Source organism: Kaistella montana (assembly GCF_024436175.1).
Lineage (GTDB): Bacteria > Bacteroidota > Bacteroidia > Flavobacteriales > Weeksellaceae > Kaistella > Kaistella montana.
In genome coordinates, this window is the sequence record NZ_JANFQP010000001.1 from 444337 (window position 1) to 467131 (window position 22795).

A 22795-nucleotide genomic window follows, 5' to 3' on the forward strand; every position below is an offset into this window, starting at 1 on the left:
TAGAGCTGTTAAATTAGTTGATTGTTTAAAGTTAACACAAAAAAAATCCCGACCATTGCCGGGATTCTTATGTTTTAATCTAAATATTATTTAGTAAATCTGATAGCAGTTTTTCTATCTGCTTCTCTTTCTTTATCAGAAGCTGTTTCAGCAACAGTAGCAAATTCTTCTCCGTAACCTTCAGCACCTGTTACTTGTGCAGAACCAAGAGCAGCTTTCACAGCATCAGCTCTTTTTTGAGATAATGCTTTGTTACCAGCATCATCACCTTTTTTATCGGTATAAGCACCAATTTTCACTTTAGCATCCGGATAAGCTGCGAGAATTTCTTTCAAGTTATCCAATTGAACTTGAGATTCAGCAGTTAATTTAGTAGTTCCGAATTCGAAGTTCAAGTTATCAAAGTTGAACCATTTGTTTTTAAGCGCATCTTCGTTAGCATTTTTGTACTCATCAGAATTAAGGTAAGCTACAACTTGATCTTCGATACCGCCTTTGTAAGCGTTCAAAGTTTTTCCATCAGGTAATGTAACTGTTGTAGATTCTTTGGTTGCTGTTGTTGTAGCAGTAGAATCAACAGCAACTACTGCAGAAGAATCTGTTACTACTGCCGTAGAATCTGTTACTGCTGTAGTTGTTTCAGCTGGTTTGTTGCATTGTTTCCAAAGGAACCATGCTGCAAGAGCAAGAAGCAATAAAGGCAATAACCATTTCCAGATAGATCCACCTCCGTTATCGTCGTTTCTATCAACGTTAACATGGGTATTTCCACCTCTGTTTACTTCCACTTTTGGTTGGTCGTAAGAGGTAACTTTTACTTTTTCAGTTTCAAGAGAAGCATCTGAACCTGACCAATTTCCAAAACCTAATGAAGCTAAAGAAAGACCAGCAGGAAGTAACGATGAAACGATTCCTTTTTGATCATTTAAAAGCCCAGATAATCCTGAAGCACCCAAGTTATTATCAGCTGCATACTTTCCTAACGAGCCCAATGAAGCACCTGTCACCATATTCAATAAAGAGTTTGATGAAGAGTTGCTAATTCCAGCGTACCCAGCAACAGCATTTACTAAACCGCCAATTTTGTCTCCAAAAATAGCAGAAAGAACGGTACTAACTAAAGAATTATTGGATGAACCACCCAATAAATTTCCTAGTAAACCGCTACTCGCAGCTCCGGTAATGGCATCTAAAACACCAGGTTTGTCCGCATTTTCTGCTAAACCACCTACAACAGCAGGTAAAAGTCCGCTGATTGCTTTAGAAATTCCTGATTCGCTTTCTCCTAATTGAGAAGCAGCTTGTGAAACCAACGCAGGACCTAGCTGTCCTTTGATAAGATCGATAACATTTAATGACATAATAGTTTATTTTTAAAATTTAACTTACTAAAGTTATACAAATTTTAATCCAAGTCTACTATGAAAGGTGTAATTTATAAAAAAATTAACGTTTCGTTAAATATTGTCAATGAAAAACAGATTCTTAATAAGATTTCGCAAAAATAACTCTTTGTTTCGAAGGTTTTCCTGAAATAAGCGAGATTCCGTCTTCCTGTGGGTTATCCAAAGGAATGCATCGGATGGTTGCTTTTGTTTCGTTCTTGATTTGTTCTTCTTCTTCAGCGGTTCCGTCCCAATGCGCAGAAATAAATCCACCTTTTTCTTCCAAAACTTTTTTGAATTCTTCGTAAGTATTCACTTTTGTGGTATGTTCAGCACGATGATTCAATGCTTTTTGGAATATATCTTTTTGGATGGTTTCTAGTAACTGTTCGATATAAACCTCTAGATTTTCAATCGGTTGAGTTTCTTTGGTTAAATTGTCCCTTCTGGCGATTTCTACGGTTTTATTTTCTAGGTCTCTTGCTCCGATTGCAACTCTTACCGGTACTCCTTTTAATTCGTATTCTGCGAATTTCCAGCCTGGTTTGTTCTCAGTACGGTTATCGTATTTCACCGAAATTCCTTTCGCTTTTAATTTTTGCTGAAGATCAGAAGCAACTTCATCAATTTGCTGCAATTGTTCTTCTCCTTTAAAAATAGGAACAATTACCACCTGAATTGGCGCTAAAGTAGGAGGTAATACCAAACCAAAATCATCGGAATGAGTCATGATTAATGCTCCCATCAATCGGGTAGAAGTTCCCCAAGATGTTCCCCATGCATGTTCAATTTTTCCTTCTCTGTTGGTGAATTTCACATCAAATGCTTTACCGAAATTCTGTCCTAAAAAGTGAGAAGTTCCCGCTTGTAGTGCTTTTCCGTCTTGCATCAATGCTTCGATGCAATAAGTTTCATCAGCGCCGGCAAATCTTTCAGAAGGAGTTTTGATACCACGGATTACAGGAATTGCCATGAAGTTTTCGGCAAAATCGGCATATACGTCGAGCATTTTTTCGGTTTCTTCCACGGCTTCTTCTTTGGTCGCATGTGCGGTGTGTCCTTCTTGCCAAAGGAATTCAGCAGTTCTCAGGAAAAGACGGGTTCTCATTTCCCAACGCACTACATTTGCCCATTGGTTGATGAGAATTGGCAAATCACGATAAGACTGAATCCAGTTTTTATAAGTATTCCAGATGATGGCTTCGGAAGTTGGGCGCACGATGAGTTCTTCTTCTAGCTTTGCTTCAGGATCTACGATAAGTTTTTTTGGATTTTCTGGATCAGTTTTTAGTCTGTAATGAGTTACTACGGCGCATTCTTTAGCAAAACCTTCGGCATTTTTTTCTTCAGCTTCAAATAAGCTTTTGGGAATAAAAATGGGGAAATATGCATTTTCGTGGCCGGTTTCTTTGAATCTTTTGTCCATTTGATCGCGCATTTTTTCCCAAATTGCGTATCCGTAAGGTTTAATTACCATACATCCACGAACTCCGGAATTTTCTGCCAAATCAGCCTTTACTACTAATTCATTGTACCATTTGCTGTAGTCTTCGGCTCTTGAAGTAAGTTTTGCCATTTATTTGATCTTTTGATTTAACTTTTGTATTTTGCTTTAATCTAAACTTAAAATTGTATTTTTACTCAAAATTTACAAGCCTTGGTTGGTATGTTTTTGGTGTAAAATGCAAATATAATTCAAATTAAAACTTTTCACCTTATCATGAAAAAAATTACTTATAAAAATTTCCTTGAATTGCTTAAATCTAAAACGGTTTTGGCGGTTTCCGGTGGTTTAATTTTGATGTCGTGTGGCGCTCAAGTGGGTGGTTATACGGAGACTGATGGGATTTATTACGATCCTAACAAAGATACTCTGCCTGAAGGTACTGTGATGAACAGCGGGAATAGGGTAGGCGAATATTATGATTATCAGCAAACGGATAATCCCAATCAATATTTGAATTCCGATAACAGAAATGAAAATTGGAAGGATAATCAAAATTCTGATTGGGGAAACTATGCCGGAACAGATACTTATTACAATGATAACTGGGGCTATCCTTATGGATTTTATTCAGGTTTTGGATTTGGAATAGGTTACGGATGGGGTTCGCCTTGGGGTTTTGGTGGTTATTATAGTCCTTGGGGATTTGGATTTGATCCTTGGTACGGATATTATAATCCGTGGGGATTTGGTTATAATTCTTGGTATGGCTATTACAATCCTTATTATGGTTACGGAAATCCTTATTATGGTTATTACAGTCCTTATTATTACAACAATTATGGATATGGCTATAATTCCTACGGTGGTGGATTTACCTATAAAAGAAGTGGTGCAGATGGTGCTTTTAGAAACTCAATGAGAACTTCTAATTCAAATTTCCGTACTGATAATAGCTCAAATTCAGGATTCAGAAATGATAGTCAATACAGAAATCAACCAGGATCTATAAGACCAAATAATAATGGTACCCAACCGAGAATGAGAACTTCGCCACAACCGAATACTCGTCCTAGATATAATTCGGCACCACGCCAAAGCATGCCAAATTATGATGCCCCAACTAGATCAAGTTCTAGCGATGGTGGTGGATTCAGAAGCGGTGGTGGTTTCGGAAGTGGTTCATCGAGTTCAAGCTCCGGTTCTACAAGATCATCAGGTGGTTTCAGAAGATAATATTTAATAAGTGTATATTAATAAAATGATTAAAAAATCTTTAATGATCTTGAGCATTTCCGCTGCTTATTTTGCGAATGCACAAGATATTTCAACAATCAGAAATACTTCAGAGGTATATTCTAATTCATCATTAAACGGAACTTCAAAATACAACTCAATGGCTGGTTCCATGGGAGCTTTGGGTGGAGATTTCTCTGTTTTAAATTCAAACCCGGCAGGTGTCGGAGTGAGTATTGCGAGCGAAGTTTCAGGAACTTTAAGTATTGAAAGCAGCAAAAATACTACGTCCTACGTCGGAAAATCTTTGGATTATAAGGTTAATAATACCGATTTAGGTAATGTGGGTGGAATTGCAGTTTTTCAAATCGATTCTTCGCCTTGGAAGTTTGTGAATGTTGCTGTGAATTACTCCAACCAATCTTTAGAAGATTACACCGAAACTCCTGGAAACAGCGATTTGGTTTATGAAATCAGAGATGCCGATAATAATTTGGTAGATGAGTTGGCTTTCGCAGGTCATGCTTATAACCGATACGGAAACCTTTCGAAAATGAGCATCGGTGTTGGTGGAAATTACGATAACCGAATTTATGTCGGAGCTGGATTAAATTTCCATAATTCGGTTCTTGATCAGTATGATTCTGCGGCTTTTAGCGATAATACAGGTGTTACCGATGTTTATGACAAGCAATACACACCATTTTCCGAATCATCGAGTGGTTTTTCAGCTTCCGTTGGGGTGATCGGGAAAATTAGTCCTCAATTGAGATTAGGTGCAGCTCTCGAAACACCGACTTGGTGGAAAATTGCAAGAGTTTACAGTGAATATGAAAATCCTGTGGATGGAACTTATACTGAAGATCGTGATCTTTCTACGCCAATGAAAGCTACATTGAGTGCGGCCTATGTTGCCAACAAAAACTTTGCAGTCAATGTGGATTATTCATTAGGTCTTACTAAACCGAAATATAAAGTTCACGGAGACGCAGAAACCGAATTGAATCAATTCTTTTCAGATAATTATTCCAATCTTTCTGAGTTGAAAGTAGGTGCAGAATACCGTGTGCAAGCTTTCAGATTGAGAGGCGGATATGGTTTTGCGGCAAGTCCTTTCGATTCCATGTCAATTCAAACCGTTGCAGGAAATACGGCTTATGATAATTTGATTTTAGGAAAAAGAAATACCATCGCTGCCGGAATTGGATATGATTTCAAATCCTTTTTCATCGATGCAGCTTATCAAAATGTGAGTTCAGAATATAGCAATCCTTTCATTCAAGGATCTGCAGCCAATAATACAGGTTATTTTTCTAGCCAATACATTGTAGAATCTGATGCAGCCATCGTTTCAAACGTGAAAAACAAAAAAGATAATTTCTTTATTACACTCGGCTGGAAATTTTAATTTCCAGAATTAAGTGAAATAATGATGAGAGACTCCGAAGAAATTCGGAGTCTTTTTTTTATTTAATGGCTGTGAAATAAATGTCCGACCAAAGCCAAAGAGATACCGCAAATTACCATCAGGATCTTCATCCAGTCGATATTGTGGTTTTTGTTGCTTTCGAAAATAATAACGGAAGAAATATGAAGGAAAATTCCACCGACCAATGCAAGAAAATACACTTTGTAATCAGGATTAAAGTAATTGCCCAAAAGCAGTCCTAAAGGAGAAGCTACCGCAAAAAAAGCGATAACAAGCCAAGAGGAAGTGGTGAATTTGTCTTTTTGAACAAGAAACGCCCCCAAAACAAATGAAATAGGCAAATTATGAAATAAAATTCCCATCAAATAAGGGCTGAAAATATTTTTCTCATTCGCGAGAGGAATTCCTTCTAAAAATGCATGGATAAACATTCCGATCATTAAGGCAACCGGTAAAATGTTTTTTTCTTCGTGATGATGATGAAAATGGCCGTGCTCAAAACCTTTGGTAAGATTTTCTAAAAGCATTTGTAGCAAAACCCCGATTATCACAAAGATTCCGATATTATGATTGTCCCCAGAATATACTTCCGGGAAAACATCATTCAAACAGATGGTAATTAGAAATCCGGCGCTGAGAATCAAAAGATTTTTGGCGAATTTTTGTTTTTCGCCGAAGAATTTTCCGAGGAAAACACCGGCTAAAACACTTAATATCAATAAAATAATAATCATGATTATTGCGCTTTTTTCTTAAAAACATTGATACAACGAGACGAATTTTCCGGATCAAATGATCCAAGATGATAATCGCCGTAAATTTTCACTCTTTCAAAACCAAACTCTTCCGCATAATTCCCGATAGTTTCTAAGGTATGGAGCTTCACTTTTTCGAAAAAATGAAAATCTTTTCCTTGATCCTGAAATCGAATGTCTTTAATAACAAATTGATTCTCAATTTTTTTTGAGATTTGAAAAGCAATTCCTTCTTTCGTGATTTCATCTTCCGGAATCAAGGTGTTTTTCACCCATTTTTCATTCAAGAAATCCAAAACAAAATAACATTCGTCTTTTAAAACATTCGATACCGACTTGAAGATTTTTTTGTCCTCAATTTCATCATCAAAATACCCAAAACTTGTGAAAAGATTAAAAACCGCATCTACTTTCTCCGCAGAAACTTCCGGATAAATCTCATTTCGCATATCATGAACTGAAAACTTTAAGAAATGCTCCGCAGTAGCATCAGTTTCTAATTTTTTATTTTGAGAAATGCTTTCTTTCGATAGATCAAGTCCTAAAACATTGTATCCTAATTTGTTAAGATAAACCGAATGTCGTCCTTTTCCGCAAGCCAAATCGATAATGGTGCTGTCTTTTTTTATCTTTAAATCATTGATTAATAGAGTAATAAATTGTTCTGCTTCTCGGAAATCCCGATCTTTATAGAGAATGTGATAATAAGGAGTATCAAACCATGTTTCAAACCAAGCCATGCTGCAAAAATAACTAAATTTGACTTAATTATATACGATCTCTCGCTTATCGATTGATTACTTTGATTATCAAACTTTTATAAGTTCTAAAACTCACGATGCAAGAACTTCGAAAATCATTACCTTTGCAAAGTATGGATATCGACAATTTACAAATTCAAATCAAAACCTTTTTCGGTCTCGAAGAAGTATTGGCAGAGGAAATCAAGAAATTAGGCGGCAGAAATGTCGAAATTAAAAACCGCGCGGTCAACTGCGAAGGTGATCTTGGTTTTCTTTATAAAATTAATTATTCTGCGCGAACTGCCCTCAAAATCTTAATTCCAGTGATCACTTTTAAAGCATGGGACGAAAGCCGGTTTTACGATAAACTTTTCGCTTTTCCCTGGGATGATTTCATGAGTGTGGATCAAACTTTCGCGATTGATGCAACCGTGTATTCAGAAAGATTTAAACATTCTCAGTTTATGTCGCAGAAAATGAAAGATGCGATTGTAGATTATTTTAAATTTCACAACCGAAAAAGACCCAATGTCGATGTTCAGAACCCCGATATCAAGTTTCATTTGCATATCGACCGCGAATTGGTGACGATTTCTTTGGATTCTGCGGGAGATCCGTTGTTCAAACGTGGTTACCGAAAAGAGCAAGGTGAAGCTCCAATCAATGAAGTTTTAGCAAGCGGAATGTTGCAATTGGCAGGTTGGGACGGAAAAGGGAATTTCCTCGATCCGATGTGTGGTTCAGGAACTTTACTCATCGAAGCTGCGATGATTGCAATGGATTTGCCGGCGCAGATTTTCAGAAAGAAATTCGCTTTCCAAAACTGGAAAAATTATGATGCAGAACTTTTTCAAAAAATAAAAGAAGTAAGAATCAACCGAATCAAAGAATTCACCGGAAAAATTGTTGGTTACGATTTGGATTCTCAAATGCTGAATGCGGCTCATCTCAACATCGAAGCTGCAGAAATGGAAGATGTAATCGAAGTAAAACGACAAGATTTCTTCGAATCTAAAAAAGAATTATTCCCATTGATGATGGTTTTCAATCCACCATACGACGAGCGAATTGAAATCACTGATGACGAATTTTACAAGAAAATCGGCGATACTTTTAAGAAAAATTATCCAAATACTTTGGCTTGGTTTATCTCTTCCGACCTCGATGCAGCGAAGAAAGTTGGATTAAGACCTTCCCGAAGAATCAAACTTTTCAACGGAAAATTGGAATGTCGTTTTCTGCAGTTTGAAATGTACGAAGGAACCAAGAAAGTTCATAAATTGGAGAATAAATAATAGACTTCTTATTATGTTGTGGGACATTTTAGATATGATTCTCAATTTATTTTACCTTTTTCCAAACAAAAGGAAAGAGGAAGATGATGCCACTAAACATTTCAAAAAATAGTTTTGAATTCAATTTCAATTATAATAGCAATCTACAACCGAAAAGACGAACTTTTCGAGTTGCTCAATTCATTATCTCATCAAACCGATAAAGATTTTGAAATCATCATTGTGGATGATGGTTCCAAGATTGATTTGCGACCAACGGCCGAACTTTTTCATGAAAGTTTAACCATTCAGTTTTTCCGAAAAGACAATTCCGGACCAGGTTTAAGCCGAAATTACGGCGCGAGAAGAGCGAAAAATGACTGGCTCGTTTTCGTGGATTCCGATGTGATTGTGGAGAAAGATTACATCGAAAATATCAAAAAAAATATCACTGAAATTCCTTGCGATGCGTTTGGTGGTGCCGACAAAGCCCACAAAGGTTTCAATCTGATGCAGAAAGCAATTTCCTATTCGATGACTTCGGTTTTTACCACCGGTGGAATTCGAGGAAGCAAAAAAGCGGTTACCAAATTTCAGCCGAGGAGTTTCAATATGGGCGTTCGAAAATCCGCTTTTGAAAAAGTCGGCGGTTTCTCCGAAATGAGAATTGGCGAAGATCCGGATCTGTCGATGAAATTGTGGGAAAACGGCTTCACTACAGCTTTTTTTGAAAATATCGGCGTGTATCACAAGCGTCGCGTCGATTTCGGGAAATTCTCCAAACAAGTCTATCAATTCGGCTGTGCGAGACCGATTCTCAACCAGCGACACCCGAATTATGTGAAAATTTCTTTCGCATTTCCATCGATATTTTTGCTCGGTTACGTGTTGGGATTCATCGAATATTTCACGCTCCAAAAAGGATTAATCCTCGGATTTTATGGGCTTTACACATTTATCGTGTTTTTCCACGCGTTGCTTTTAACCAAAAACATCAGCATCGCCGCGATGGCTGTAATTTCCACCTATATCCAAATGTTTTCCTACGGTTACGGCTTCCTGAAATCGTGGATTTTACTCAATATTTTCCGCCAAAAACCCGAAGAAGCATTTCCTTCGCATTTTCATCAAAACTAATGAAAGTTGGGAATTATTTTCCTTTGGGCGCACATTTCCGGCTTTCACTACTCGCTTTTTTGTTCCGCTGCGCTCCACAAAAAGAGCTCAAACAGGCCGTTCAATCCGGGGCGCAGTTCGGTTATCATTAGAAAATTAACTATTTTTACAAAAAAATTAAAATGAATAATTACTTAGAATTCAACTTCAAAATATCGCCTTTGCAACCTTGGAACGAAATCCTGATGGCCGAACTCATCGAGATCGGTTTCGACAGTTTCACCGAGGAACACGAAGGAATTTTAGCCTATATCCAGAAAGATCTTTTCAAAGAAGAAGATTTAAAAGAAATTCATTTGCTTCAAAATCCGGAAATCAAAATTTCCTACACGTATCAGGAAATGCCAAATATCAACTGGAATGAGGAATGGGAAAAGAATTTTGATCCGATTAATGTAGAAAATCAGGTTTCGATTCGTGCAGAGTTTCACGAGAACCAAAATCTTCCTCATGAAATCATTATTCAACCGAAAATGTCTTTCGGAACGGGGCACCATGCGACTACTTACTTGATGGTTCAGCAAATGCTCGACATGGATTTCGAGAACAAAACCGTGCTCGATATGGGTTGTGGAACTTCGGTTCTTGCCATTTTCGCGAAACAAAAAGGCGCTGGAAAAACCGTGGCCATCGACATCGATGAATGGTCAGTAGAGAATTCCAAAGAAAATGCGGCGCGAAACAATGTGGAATTGGAGATTTCGCAAGGAACCGCAGAAAATTTGGGCAGTGAGCATTTCGATATTATTTTGGCCAACATCAACAGGAATATTTTAATTTCCGATATTCCGACTTATGTTTCTGTATTGAACGATGGGGGACAACTCTTACTTTCCGGATTGTGTTTCTTCGATGTAGATGATATTTTGGAAGTTTGTACCGAGCAAAAACTCACCCTGAAAAGAAAGCTGCAACGGGAAGAATGGGTTTCTTTACTTCTCGAAAAATAAAAAAGAGGCTGTCTCAAAAGGACAGTCTTTTTTTATGCCGTGATGTTTCGTGAATAGATAAAAATTGAATGAAAACACTTTATCCCAAAGCCTAGTATTCTCCTAGTCAAAGCCCAGTCCTAGCCCACCATAAAGGCACTGATCTCCTCTCGGCAAAAAGCTCCCTTTTCGGCAAATTCGGCAAAAACGGTTTTGGGAACGAGTGAAAAACAACAAAGTGTTTTGTTTTGTCTGCAAGTCAGAAATCAAAGATTCACCGAAGATAAATGAATTAATAATCACGGATTCCAATAAAAAAAAATAAAAAGAAGAGGTAAAGCCCTTGAACGAGAGTTTCTGTAACTTTTCAGCAGTATGATGGTCTCCTTATGTGGATTTCGTTTTTAGATATAAAGCAGTTTTTTTAGAAGGGCTGCTTTCTTTTTGTGTCGTTGGGTAGTCATTGGGAGTGGGTAAATATCTGTTTTTTCAAGTATTTAGAAGATCTATTTTGAGTTTTATTTTGGATAAAACGATTAAGGAATCAAGAAAATTAGGACAAATGAGAAGAAATCTATCAATATAGCGCGCAGATTTTTATACATAATTAAAAGAAAGTCAAAGGAAAGTCAAAGGAATGTTAAAGGAATGTCAAAGGAATGTCAAAGTAAAGTATAAGTAATGTCTGGCTGACCCGTCCTAATTCCATACCTACTGAGCTAATTTATAGGAGCTAGTCTTCTCCTTAATTTTCCTTTGTACAAAATTATAAATTCATTATTTTGATAAGAGCAAAGCTATGAAGGAGGGTACGTTATCGTAGATTAGAATAAACCACATTTTATAATGTTTATTTATTTCTCAAAAAACTATAAATGAATTTTGCGATTTATTTATTCGTGGTACATTGTAAAAGGTTATTAATTCTTTTATCACCATATTTACTTTTTCTAAAAATGGAAATATCAATAAGACACGAAAGGAGTAAGGATATTCAACAAATATCTTAAGGTTATATTAATTTTTTTCAAAAAAAATATCGATTATAAAGCATTTATTTTATCTTTGATAAGACTAGTAAAAAAAGCCACCACTAATATTACAGAATCATACTATGAAAATTGAAAAAATACAGGTTTTAAAGGGCCCCAATATCTGGAGCATCAGAAGGAAAAAACTTATTCAGATGCGGCTCGATTTGGAGGAAATGGAGCATCTACCGACCAACAAAATTGAAGGGTTTCGGGAAAGATTAGAACAGCTTATTCCTTCCTTGATTACCCATCGTTGCTCGGAAGGAGTGGAGGGTGGCTTTTTTCAACGGGTAGAAATGGGTACTTGGATGGGACATGTCATCGAACATATCGCTCTGGAAATTCAGACTTTAGCAGGAATGGATACCGGTTTCGGAAGAACCCGAGAAACGAAAACTCCGGGTGTATATAATGTTGTTTTTAGTTATTTGGAAGAAAATTCAGGAGTGTACGCTGCTGAACAGTCGGTAGAAATCGCCAACTGCCTTATCGAAGCAAAATATTACGACATCCACGAGTGTATTCATCAGTTAAAAGTGATTCGTGAGAGAGAACGATTAGGTCCTTCTACCGGAAGTATCGTGGAAGAAGCGGTGGCAAGAAATATTCCGTGGATTCGATTGGGAAGAAATTCTTTGGTACAATTGGGTTACGGGGTGAATCAACAACGTTTTCAAGCTACTATTACCGGAAAAACCAGTTCAATTGCGGTGGATATTGCCTGTAACAAAGAATTAACCAAAAAAATGCTCGACGATGCCGCAATTCCTGTGCCTTCGGGAGATTTGGTTACAGAACCGGAAGAATTGGAAAGAGTCATCCGTAAAATTGGTTATCCCATTGTTCTGAAACCGCTCGACGGGAATCATGGAAAAGGATCATCAATCAACGTTAATGATCTGGAAACAGCAAAAATAGGACTTCAGCATGCCCAAAATTATTCAAGAAAAGTCATTGTTGAGAAGTATATTACTGGATATGATTTCCGAGTTTTGGTCATTAATCATAAAATGGTAGCTGCTGCTAGAAGAGTTCCTGCGCACATCGTTGGAGATGGTGAAATGACCATTCAGCAACTTATTGATAAAGAAAATCTGGATCCAAGAAGAGGTTATGGCCATGAAAATGTGCTCACCGAAATTTTGGTTGATAAAGATACCAATGAACTGCTCGAAAAACTGAATTACACCTTGGAAACTGTTCCGCAAAAAGGAGAAATTGTTTATCTGAAATCTACCGCAAACCTTTCTACAGGCGGAACCTCCATCGATGTTACCGATATGGTGCATCCGGAAAATGTGACGATGTGTGAAAGAATTTCTAAAATCATCGGACTTGATGTTTGCGGAATCGATATCATGGCAGAAAACCTTACTCAACCATTAAAAGAAAGTGGTGGAGCGATTCTGGAAGTAAATGCTGCACCAGGATTCAGAATGCATTTGGCACCAAGCGAAGGATTGCCGAGAAATGTGGCAGCGCCGGTTGTTGATATGCTGTATCCTCAAGGGAAACCTTTCCGAATTCCGATTATCGCGGTTACGGGAACTAATGGTAAAACCACCACAACTCGTTTGATTGCCCATATAGTGAAGAATAATGGTCATCGTGTAGGATTTACGACTTCCGACGGAATTTATATTCAAAACACGATGTTGACTAAAGGCGATACTACAGGACCGATTTCTGCGGAATTTATCTTGAAAGATCCTACTGTAGAATTTGCGATTCTGGAAACTGCAAGAGGCGGAATTCTGCGTTCAGGTTTAGGATTTTCCAGCTGTGATATCGGAGTTTTAACCAATATTAAAGAAGATCATCTTGGTTTAAATGACATTCACAACTTAAAAGATTTAACCAGAGTAAAAAGAGTAGTGCTCGATTCGGTAAAAAAAGATGGGTGGTGCGTATTGAATGCTGATGATGAATATTCGATGAGATTGATGCCAGATTTGGATGCTAAAGTGGCTATTTTCAGTCTTGATGAAAACAATCCTCACATTAAGAAATTTGCTAAAGAAGGTAAAATCACTTGTGTTTATGAAGAAGGTTTCGTCACTATCAAAAAAGGAGATTGGAAAATCCGAATCGTAAAAGCCCACAATGTTCCGATTACGATGGAAGGAAAGGCAAAATTCATGATTTCCAATGTTTTGGCGGCGAGTTTGGCAACTTATCTTCATGGTTTCGAGATTGAGGATATTGCGAATTCGCTTCGTACTTTCATTCCAAGTCCAGCGCTTACTCCAGGAAGATTGAATATTTTTAAATTTAAAAAATTCAAAGTCTTAATTGATTTTGCTCATAATCCAGCAGGTTACGAAGCAATTGAAGATTACCTGAAAAATGTAGAATCACCGAAGAAAATAGGAATTATTTCCGGAGTTGGTGATCGTCGCGATGAAGATATCCGAGAATGTGGAAAAATTGCAGGAAGAATGTTCGATCATATCATCATCCGAAACGAAAAACATCTTCGTGGAAGAAAAGAAGAAGAAATCAACGGATTACTTATCGATGGTATTCAGGAATCCGGACGTGATTTAAGCTACGAAATCATCCCAAAAGAGATTGATGCCCTTAAACACGCCATGAGTCTTGCGGAAGAAAATACATTTATCACCGCTCTGAGCGACGTTATTTCCAATGCTATCGACTTGGTGCAGGAATATCAGAACAAAGAAATTCTAGAAGACGGACAACTCTAATTTTTGAGTATTAAATAAAAAAAATCCCTTCTAGTAGGGATTTTTTTTTTATAAACTATCGTTTTTAATCAGAATATTAAAGACTATTGTTCTACAGGCAAGTTTGATCTGTACTGAACTTTTTTGTAAGTATAAGCACTCATCATAATGCTGAATTCATACAACAAAAGAAGCGGGAAAGCAGCCATCAACATGCTCAAAACATCTGCAGGTGTAATTACCGCTGCTACAACCATAATCAAAACGATTGCGTGTCGGCGGTAAGTTCTCATGAATTTTGGAGTTAAAATTCCGATCGAAGTGAGGAAATAAACAATCACTGGGAAAAGGAAAACAATACCCATTCCCAAAACTACCTGCATGAACAAAGTCGTATAATCACTGAGATCAAATAGTTGGGTGATGGAATCGGAGATTTTGAAGAGCAAACCGAAGTTGATCGCAAATGGTAAAATGAGGAAATATCCACAAAGAATTCCGACAAGGAAAAGAATCCAAACAAAATTAATGAGAAAAACCGAATTTTTTCTTTCATTAGGATGAAGCGCCGGAGAAATAAATCGCCAAAGTTCCCAAACAATATACGGAAAAGCCGCTACCATCCCTCCAAAAATTGAAACCGACATCATCACATTGAATTGTTGGAAGAGTTTCTTCTGCTGTACCGCAAAATGATCGGGCAAAATAATACTGTCGTGGCCAATTAGTTCACGAGAATAATGGTTTACGACCCGAAACGTGAGGAAATCATTGCGTGTTGGACCGAAAAAAATATGATCCATAATCCAGTTCACATTGAAGCCTACCAGAATTGCTCCGACAATAATTGCTATCAACGAACGGATAAGGTGACCGCGCAATTCGCCGATGTGTCCCCAAAACGACATCTCTTTTCCTTCACTCATTTTATATATTCAAAGGTTAAATTTTAAGTTTGCGAAATTACTGAATTATTGATGAAAACCGAAACGGAATATTTTCGAAAAATTAATTAATTCCCTCATCCAAAAGACGGTGGATATCGATAATTCCAAAATATTTTCCCTGATCTGTTACAATCAGCTGACCGATGTTTTTATCTTTCAGGATTTGCATGGCTTCTTTTGCCAAAGCATTTTTGTCGATGCTTTTCGGGTTGCTGCTCATGATATCTTTCGCTGAAATTTTCGATAGATCTTGTTCGCTCATCAACATTCTTCGCAAATCTCCATCAGTAATGACTCCGACGATTTTTTCTCCATCTTCAACAACGGTAATTCCGTGTGTGGAAGCGCTGATCGAGATGATGATTTCACGAATATTGGAATCTGCGGAAACCAAAGGTTTTTGTGGGGAAAGGAATTGTTCCACTTTTGCTGTAAGATTTTTTCCTAAACTTCCACCCGGATGAAATTTAGCAAAATCATTTTCCCGAAATCCGCTGAGCTCCATCAAACAAACGGCCAAAGCATCTCCTAAAGCCATTTGGACAGTGGTAGAACTTGTAGGAGCGAGTTTAATTGGACAAGCTTCTTTTTCAACTGAAGTATTGAGTACTACTTCCGAAAATTCGGCAAGTTTGGAGTTCAAATTTCCTGTCATTCCAATTAATGATGAAGAATAATCTTTCAAAAATGGAAGAAGGTTTACGATTTCCGGAGAATTTCCAGAATTTGAAATACAAAGCACAACATCGGATTTTTGGATGACGCCCAAATCTCCGTGAATTGCTTCTGAAGCGTGCAAAAATTGAGATGGAGTTCCGGTGGAATTCAAGGTTGCTACCATTTTGTTTCCCACATGCGCAGACTTGCCAATTCCTACGATGATGAGTTTTCCTTTGGCTGAACTAATGATTTCTACGGCTTTCAGAAAGCTCTCGTCGAGGCGGTTTTTCAAATTTTTGAGCTCATTGATTTCGATGGAAAGAGCATTTTTGGCGATGTGGAGTAGGTCAGGATGATTCATTTTGATGGTTTGGGAAAGAAATTTAATCCTATAATATACGCAAATGTTTTTGTTATATTTTAATTAAAATTAAGCTTCAATTTTTTTATTTTGATTTTTATTTTCTAACTTTGGTTAATATGCAAATTTAGCAAACAATTTTAGATGAACAGCCCGTAAACTGCAATTGAATTTTAGAAAAAAACACTTGGGATGTTCAACTTTTGTTATAAAAACTGGAATTAAAATGAAAACAAATACTGCCGATTTATCGAAGGAACTAAAAAAATATTTCGGCTTTTCTACTTTTAAAGGCCAACAGGAAGAGATTGTCAAAAATCTTTTGGAAGGGAAAGATATCTTTGTATTAATGCCTACAGGAGGTGGTAAATCGCTTTGCTACCAACTTCCGGCGCTGATTTCCGAAGGTACCGCGATTGTCGTTTCGCCTTTAATTGCCTTGATGAAAAATCAGGTCGATGCGATTAATGGGCTTTCTTCCGATGAAGGTGTTGCTCATGTTTTGAATTCGTCTTTAAATAAAACCCAAACTAAGCAGGTTTTCGATGACATCAAAGCAAAAAAAACAAAATTACTATATGTTGCTCCCGAATCTCTTATTAAAGAAGATTATCTTGAATTTTTGAAAGATATCACTATTTCTTTTGTTGCAATTGATGAAGCGCATTGTATCTCCGAATGGGGACATGATTTCCGCCCAGAATATCGAAACTTGAAATTAATTATCGATAAAATTGCCGATGTTCCTGTGATTGCACTTACCGCAACCGCAACTCCTAAAGTTCAGGATGATATCCAAAAAACCTTGGGAATGTCGAAAGCATTAGTGTTTAAAGAAAGTTTCAACCGACCTAATCTTTTTTATGAAGTACGCCCGAAAGTAAATATCGATCGTGAAATTGTAAAATTCATTAATCAACATAAAGGAAAATCCGGAATTGTCTATTGCTTGAGCAGAAGAAAAGTGGAGGAATTTGCACAACTTCTTCAGGTAAATGGCATCAATGCGCTTCCATATCATGCAGGTTTAGACCAAAAAACCAGAGTTGCCAATCAAGATAAATTCTTGATGGAAGAAGCTGATGTGATCGTAGCAACCATCGCATTCGGAATGGGAATCGACAAACCGGATGTCAGATTTGTGATTCATTATGATATTCCGAAATCTTTGGAAAGTTATTACCAAGAAACCGGTAGAGCAGGGCGCGACGGTGGAGAAGGAATTTGTCTGGCGTTTTATGATCCAAAAGATATCGAAAAACTCGAGAAATTTTTAGCGCAAAAACCGGTTTCTGAACGCGAAATTGGTTTGCAATTGCTGAATGAAGTGGTTGGTTATGCCGAAACTTCTATGAGTAGAAGGCAGTATATTCTTTATTATTTCGGTGAACAATTTGACCCAATTAATGGTGCTGGTGCGAACATGTGTGACAATTCTGTAAATCCACCAAAACTGAAAGATGCGACCAAAGAACTGAAATTGGTTTTGTCATTGGTGAAAGAATTAGAAGAAAAATTCCGTACGAAAGACCTTATTGCGGTAATCGTTGGGAAAGAAAATCCGGTGACCAAATCCTATAAACTCGAAACCACCAAGCATTTTGGAATCGGTAAAAATGAACAGGAAAACTTTTGGAAATCGGTGATTCGTCAAGCTACAGTACAGAATTTTCTGCAAAAAGATATCGAAACTTACGGCGTTTTAAAAGTTACCGAAAAAGGTTTAAAAGTTATTGCCGGAAAAGATAAAAATCCTTTCCTCATCGCTGAAGACCGCGAATATGATTTGGCTCAAACAAAAGCTGATTCCGACCAAGTCCAGGTTCAACAAAGTGGTGGTTTGGACGAAGCGCTTTTCAACCAATTGAAAGAACTTCGCAAGAAAGTGGCTAAAAAACAGGGAATTCCGCCTTATACGGTTTTTATGGATCCGAGTTTGGAAGATATGACCGTTCAATATCCGATTAGTATCGAAGAAATTGCTAAAATTTACGGTGTTGGAGATGGAAAAGCTAAAAAATTTGGGAAAGAATTTGCAGAATTCATCAAAAAATATGTTGAGGAAAACAACATCGAGAGAACCCAAGATATGGTACTGAAGGGAGTTGCCAATAAATCGAGCCACAAAGTATTCATCATCCAAAGTACCGACAAGAAAATTGATCTCGAAGATATTGCCAAAGCAAAAAATCTCACGATGGATGAATTGCTGAAGGAAATGGAACGCATTGTATATCAAGGAACTAAATTGAATATTGATTATTATATCGATGAAAATTTCGATGAAGATATCGTAGAAGAATTCATGGAATTCATGGGAGAAAGCGAAAGCGACAGCATGAAAGTTCTTTTAGCCGAATTTGGTGATGATCTTAGTGATGAAGAGGTGAGAATGTTGAGAATTAAATTTATTTCGGACGTAGCCAATTAAAATAATGAAGAAAATTGTTTTTGGAATATTTTTGTTCAGTTTTGGAGTTTTCTCCGCACAAATTGATGGACCTCTCGAAAATTCTAGCAACAATAAAGTGAAAGGTTTAAATGTTTCACCTGTTGAAAACAACAAAGAAATTTGTTTGTGTTGTAATAAGGATGTGAAAATCAAACCTTTAATCATAGTTGATGGAGAACGAATTCCTTATGAAGACTTTAATAAGATAAATCCCAATACCATCGAATCGGTGCAGGTTTTAAAGAACGAAAAAGCCGTCGAATTATATGGCGAAGACGCAAAAAATGGAGTGATTATCGTTATTAGAAAAGAGACTTAAAAATTTTCTTAAAAATTCTTTTTTTTTTTGCGTCCAAATCGAATGGCGATAGAAAATTTATCAATGAAAAAAAATCTCCATCATCTTCATTTTACCCGATTTAGAAACCGTTGGCGCCGAAAGAATTGTCACCACGCTTGCGAATCATCTTACACGAAATCGGTTTGAACCCAAGATTCTTTTGCTCCGAAAAGAAGGTGGTTTCCTGGAGATTTTAAAAAAAGATGTTGAGATTATTGACATCAAAACTCTCAGAATCAGACATTCTTTAAAACCTATTTTACTCGAAATTAAAAAACGAAAACCCGATATTGTTTTCAGTGGTTTTGGGGAAGTTAATGCGTATTTGTCTTTATTTATCAAGCTTTTTCCGAAAACAAAATTTATTGCGCGAGAAACCAACGTCGTTTCGAAACACGTTACCCGAAAGGAAATCCGATTTTTCTATAAATTTTACAATAATTATCAGCGAATTATTTGTCAGAGCAATGATATGCAAAATGATTTGATTGAAAATTTTAAGATTAAAAAAGAAAAACTCATCAAAATCAATAATCCGGTCGATTTTGATTTCATCAATGAAAAACTGAATTTTTCCACAAAACCAGAAGCTTTTAATGATGATTTTAAAAATGTTGTTGCTATCGGAAATCTATCGTCTAGAAAGGGTTTCGATAATTTGTTGAATGTTTTTTCTCATTTAAAAAATGAAAAAATCAAGCTCCACATTATCGGTGATGGGAGAGACAAAGAATTGTTACATCAAATGAAATCTGATTTAAAATTAGAAAATGTAATCTTCCACGGACAACAGAAAAATCCTTATCAAGTCCTGAAATTTGCTGATTTATTCGTGCTTTCTTCGCGTTACGAAGGTTTCCCGAATGTTTTGCTCGAAGCTGGAGCTTGCGGAGTTTTTGCTTTGGCAAATGATTTTCAGGATGGAATTAATGAAATTATTCAACCGAAAATCAACGGAGAAATTTCCGATATTGAAAATCATCAAGAATTTGCGAAGAAAATTGCTGAGATTTTAAATGAAAACCACAATTCTGAAGCGATTAAAAATTCCATAAAAAATAGATTTTCCAAAGAAATCATATTGCAGCAATATGAAGATTTATTCTTAGAAATTGGTAGAATTTAATTCTTTCTTTACTGCTTGAATTTCAAATTAAATCAGTTCATTTGTTTTTCATATTTAATTATTTTTAAAATATTTTGTTAACTTTTTTAGTTGTTAAATATTTTATAGTATTGATTATTAATTAATTAAGTAAAATAATTTGTAGACTTTTTGTGGTGTTATAAAATAATTGTAATTTTAAAATCACAAAAAAAAAAGAGTTATGGAAACTGAATTAATTTCAAAAAAAAATAAAACATTTACTTATGAAGACGCTTATCAATCGACACTTGATTATTTCAATGGTGATGATTTGGCTGCCAAAGTTTGGGTAAGTAAATATGCACTTAAAGATTCTGCCGGAAATATCTATGAACAGACTCCGGATGATATGCACCGCAGAATTTCCTCTGAAATCGCAAGAATAGAAGCGAAATACCCAAATCCGCTTTCTGAGGATGCAATTTTTAATCTCATCAAAAACTTCAAATATATTATTCCGCAAGGAAGTCCGATGACCGGAATTGGGAATGATTTTCAGATTGCGTCCCTTTCGAATTGTTTTGTAATCGGCAGTGGAACCCAAAGTGATTCCTACGGAAGTATCATGAAAATTGATGAAGAGCAGGTTCAGTTGATGAAAAGACGTGGTGGTGTTGGTCATGATTTGTCGCATATTCGGCCAAAAAATTCTGAAGTGAAAAATTCTGCGCTTACTTCCACCGGATTGGTTCCTTTTATGGAGCGCTATTCGAATTCAACTCGCGAAGTTGCGCAGGACGGAAGGAGAGGAGCATTGATGCTTTCGGTTTCTATTAATCACCCTGATTCTGAGGATTTTGTGAATGCCAAATTAGAGCAAGGGAAAATTACCGGAGCTAATATTTCGGTTCGAATTGATGATGAGTTTATGAAATCGGTCGTTGAAAAGCGAGATTACCTTCAAAAATACCCGATTCATAGCGAAAATCCTAAGTTTCAAAAGCAAATAAAAGCGACCGATTTGTGGGAAAGAATCATTCACAATGCTTGGAAATCTGCTGAACCAGGAATCCTTTTTTGGGATACCATTATCCGTGAATCTTTGCCCGACTGTTATGCTGATTTAGGTTACGAAACGGTTTCTACCAATCCATGTGGCGAAATTCCGTTGTGCCCTTACGATTCTTGTCGACTTTTGGCTGTCAATCTTTTTTCATACGTTGAAAATCCATTTACCCAGAAAGCGAAATTTAATTTTGAACTTTTTAAGGAGCATGTAGGTTATGCGCAAAAGATGATGGATGACATCATCGATTTGGAAATTGAAAAAATTGATGCTATTCTTTTGAAAATTGAATCTGATCCTGAAGGAGATGAAATAAAAGCGACTGAAAAAAATCTTTGGACAAAAATTCGCAAAAAAACCATTGAAGGCCGCAGAACCGGTGTGGGAATTACCGCAGAAGGCGATATGTTGGCTGCGTTAAACATTCAATATGGCAGCAAAGAAGGCAACGAATTTTCTACTTTAGTTCATAAAATTTTAGCACTTGCAGCATACCGTTCGTCCGTTGAAATGGCCAAAGAAAGAGGTGCTTTTGCGATTTATGATGCCAAAAGAGAAGCGAAAAATCCTTTTATTTTAAGATTAAAAGAAGCTGATCCGCAACTTTATGAAGATTTAAAGAAATTCGGAAGAAGAAATATCGCTTTGCTTACGATTGCGCCTACCGGAAGCACTTCGCTCATGTCGCAAACTACTTCTGGGATTGAGCCGGTTTTTCTTCCAGTTTATAAAAGAAGAAGAAAAGTGAATCCTAATGATCGGGATGTTCGGGTTGATTTTGTGGATGAAGTAGGCGATTCATGGGAAGAATATCTGGTTTTCCATCATCGTTTCAAGCAATGGATGGAAGTGAACGGAATGGATCCTGAAAAAAAATATTCCCAAGATGAAATTAATAAAATTATTGAAGTTTCGCCTTATTACAAAGCGACTTCCAATGATGTAGATTGGTTGAGCAAAGTAGAAATGCAAGGCGCCATTCAAAAATGGGTGGATCATTCTATTTCTGTGACGATTAATATTCCGAATGATGCAACTGAAGAATTGGTTAATCAATTATATATCAAAGCTTGGGAAGTCGGTTGCAAGGGAGTTACCGTTTATCGTGATGGTTCCCGTTCTGGGGTTTTAATTACCAATGAGGAAAAACCGGAAGAAAAAGTTGGTGTTTTACAACCAGTTTTCCCGACCAAAAGACCTCAAGTATTAGAGGCGGATATCGTTCGTTTTCAAAATAATAAAGATAAATGGATTGCTTTTGTGGGCTTAATTGATAAGAAACCTTATGAAATTTTTACCGGTTTAGCTGATGACGAAGAGGGAATCGCGTTGCCACGATGGGTAAATGAAGGGTTCATTATTAAAAATCGCGACAAAGACGGACAATCTCGTTACGATTTTCAGTTTACCAATTTGCGAGGTTATAAAACGACAATTGAAGGGCTTTCCCATAAATTTAATCCTGAATATTGGAATTATGCAAAATTGATTTCAGGAACATTAAGACACGGTATGCCGATTGAAAATGTAGTTGAATTAATCAACCGAATAGAATTGGATTCAGAATCGATCAATAACTGGAAAGCAGGAGTGGCGCGTGCCCTAAAACGCTACATTGCAGATGGAACTGAAGCCAGCGGAAAATGTTTCAGCTGTGGTTCAGACCAAGTTGTTTATCAAGAAGGCTGTCTCACGTGCAAGAATTGTGGGAACAGTAAATGTGGGTAAAATAAATTCACTTAAGAACTTTCTAGTGGGATCATTATTTAAAAATCTATTGAGAACTGCCC

16 protein-coding genes are annotated in these 22795 nt (G+C 36.8%); 10 read left to right on the forward strand and 6 right to left on the reverse strand.

The genetic code is table 11. The features are described from left to right. Positions 1 to 86 precede the first annotated feature (86 nt). Both NOV28_RS02145 and proS read right to left on the reverse strand, forming a co-directional pair. Positions 87 to 1361 carry an OmpA family protein gene (locus tag NOV28_RS02145; RefSeq protein WP_255927094.1) on the reverse strand — a complete coding sequence of 425 codons (1275 nt, stop codon included), beginning with the start codon at positions 1359 to 1361 and terminating at the stop codon, positions 87 to 89. Positions 1362 to 1485: 124 nt separating this feature from the next. Further along, positions 1486 to 2961, reverse strand: a complete 1476-nt coding sequence (proS, locus tag NOV28_RS02150) for a proline--tRNA ligase (protein ID WP_255927096.1) — start codon at positions 2959 to 2961, stop codon at positions 1486 to 1488. Between the two features lie 144 nt (positions 2962 to 3105). Between proS and NOV28_RS02155 the strand changes: the two genes are divergently transcribed. Beyond that, on the forward strand, positions 3106 to 4065 hold the full coding sequence (locus NOV28_RS02155) for a prolyl-tRNA synthetase (protein WP_255927098.1): 960 nt from the start codon (positions 3106 to 3108) through the stop codon (positions 4063 to 4065). 25 nt (positions 4066 to 4090) lie between these two features. Further along, entirely contained in the window at positions 4091 to 5473 is a 1383-nt protein-coding gene (locus NOV28_RS02160; RefSeq protein WP_255927100.1) for an OmpP1/FadL family transporter, read from the forward strand. A 62-nt stretch (positions 5474 to 5535) separates the two neighbouring features. Here the strand turns inward: NOV28_RS02160 and NOV28_RS02165 are convergent, their stop codons facing one another. Continuing rightward, the gene (locus tag NOV28_RS02165) at positions 5536 to 6228 is read right to left on the reverse strand and encodes a ZIP family metal transporter (protein ID WP_255927102.1); all 693 of its coding nucleotides are present in this window, start codon (positions 6226 to 6228) and stop codon (positions 5536 to 5538) included. Positions 6229 to 6230: 2 nt separating this feature from the next. Then, positions 6231 to 6989, reverse strand: a complete 759-nt coding sequence (locus tag NOV28_RS02170) for a class I SAM-dependent DNA methyltransferase (RefSeq protein ID WP_255927104.1) — start codon at positions 6987 to 6989, stop codon at positions 6231 to 6233. Positions 6990 to 7123: 134 nt separating this feature from the next. Here NOV28_RS02170 and NOV28_RS02175 point away from each other — a divergent pair, with 134 nt between their 5' ends. The 4 genes from NOV28_RS02175 (at position 7124) to cphA (ending at position 14113) form a co-directional block, all read left to right on the forward strand. After that, positions 7124 to 8287, forward strand: coding sequence for a THUMP domain-containing class I SAM-dependent RNA methyltransferase (locus tag NOV28_RS02175; protein WP_255928676.1), 1164 nt, complete (start codon positions 7124 to 7126; stop codon positions 8285 to 8287). 114 nt (positions 8288 to 8401) lie between these two features. Then, complete coding sequence (locus NOV28_RS02180; protein WP_255927106.1) at positions 8402 to 9403, forward strand: glycosyltransferase family 2 protein; 1002 nt, start codon at positions 8402 to 8404, stop codon at positions 9401 to 9403. Between the two features lie 161 nt (positions 9404 to 9564). Beyond that, complete coding sequence (gene prmA / locus NOV28_RS02185; protein ID WP_255927108.1) at positions 9565 to 10392, forward strand: 50S ribosomal protein L11 methyltransferase; 828 nt, start codon at positions 9565 to 9567, stop codon at positions 10390 to 10392. A gap of 1093 nt (positions 10393 to 11485) precedes the next feature. Then, positions 11486 to 14113, forward strand: a complete 2628-nt coding sequence (gene cphA, locus NOV28_RS02190; RefSeq protein WP_255927110.1) for a cyanophycin synthetase — start codon at positions 11486 to 11488, stop codon at positions 14111 to 14113. An 83-nt stretch (positions 14114 to 14196) separates the two neighbouring features. Here cphA and tatC read toward each other — a convergent pair whose 3' ends face one another. Both tatC and NOV28_RS02200 read right to left on the reverse strand, forming a co-directional pair. Further along, on the reverse strand, positions 14197 to 15018 hold the full coding sequence (gene tatC / locus NOV28_RS02195; RefSeq protein WP_255927112.1) for a twin-arginine translocase subunit TatC: 822 nt from the start codon (positions 15016 to 15018) through the stop codon (positions 14197 to 14199). An 82-nt stretch (positions 15019 to 15100) separates the two neighbouring features. After that, positions 15101 to 16060: a KpsF/GutQ family sugar-phosphate isomerase gene (locus tag NOV28_RS02200; RefSeq protein ID WP_255927114.1), complete on the reverse strand. Its 960-nt coding sequence runs from the start codon at positions 16058 to 16060 to the stop codon at positions 15101 to 15103. Between the two features lie 226 nt (positions 16061 to 16286). Here NOV28_RS02200 and recQ point away from each other — a divergent pair, with 226 nt between their 5' ends. The 4 genes from recQ (at position 16287) to NOV28_RS02220 (ending at position 22733) form a co-directional block, all read left to right on the forward strand. After that, positions 16287 to 18491: a DNA helicase RecQ gene (gene recQ / locus NOV28_RS02205; protein ID WP_255927116.1), complete on the forward strand. Its 2205-nt coding sequence runs from the start codon at positions 16287 to 16289 to the stop codon at positions 18489 to 18491. A gap of 4 nt (positions 18492 to 18495) precedes the next feature. After that, on the forward strand, positions 18496 to 18831 hold the full coding sequence (locus NOV28_RS02210; RefSeq protein ID WP_255927118.1) for a TonB-dependent receptor plug domain-containing protein: 336 nt from the start codon (positions 18496 to 18498) through the stop codon (positions 18829 to 18831). A 73-nt stretch (positions 18832 to 18904) separates the two neighbouring features. Further along, the gene (locus tag NOV28_RS02215; RefSeq protein WP_255928678.1) at positions 18905 to 19978 is read left to right on the forward strand and encodes a glycosyltransferase; all 1074 of its coding nucleotides are present in this window, start codon (positions 18905 to 18907) and stop codon (positions 19976 to 19978) included. Positions 19979 to 20180: 202 nt separating this feature from the next. Next, positions 20181 to 22733, forward strand: a complete 2553-nt coding sequence (locus tag NOV28_RS02220; protein WP_255927120.1) for an adenosylcobalamin-dependent ribonucleoside-diphosphate reductase — start codon at positions 20181 to 20183, stop codon at positions 22731 to 22733. Positions 22734 to 22795: the final 62 nt, after the last annotated feature.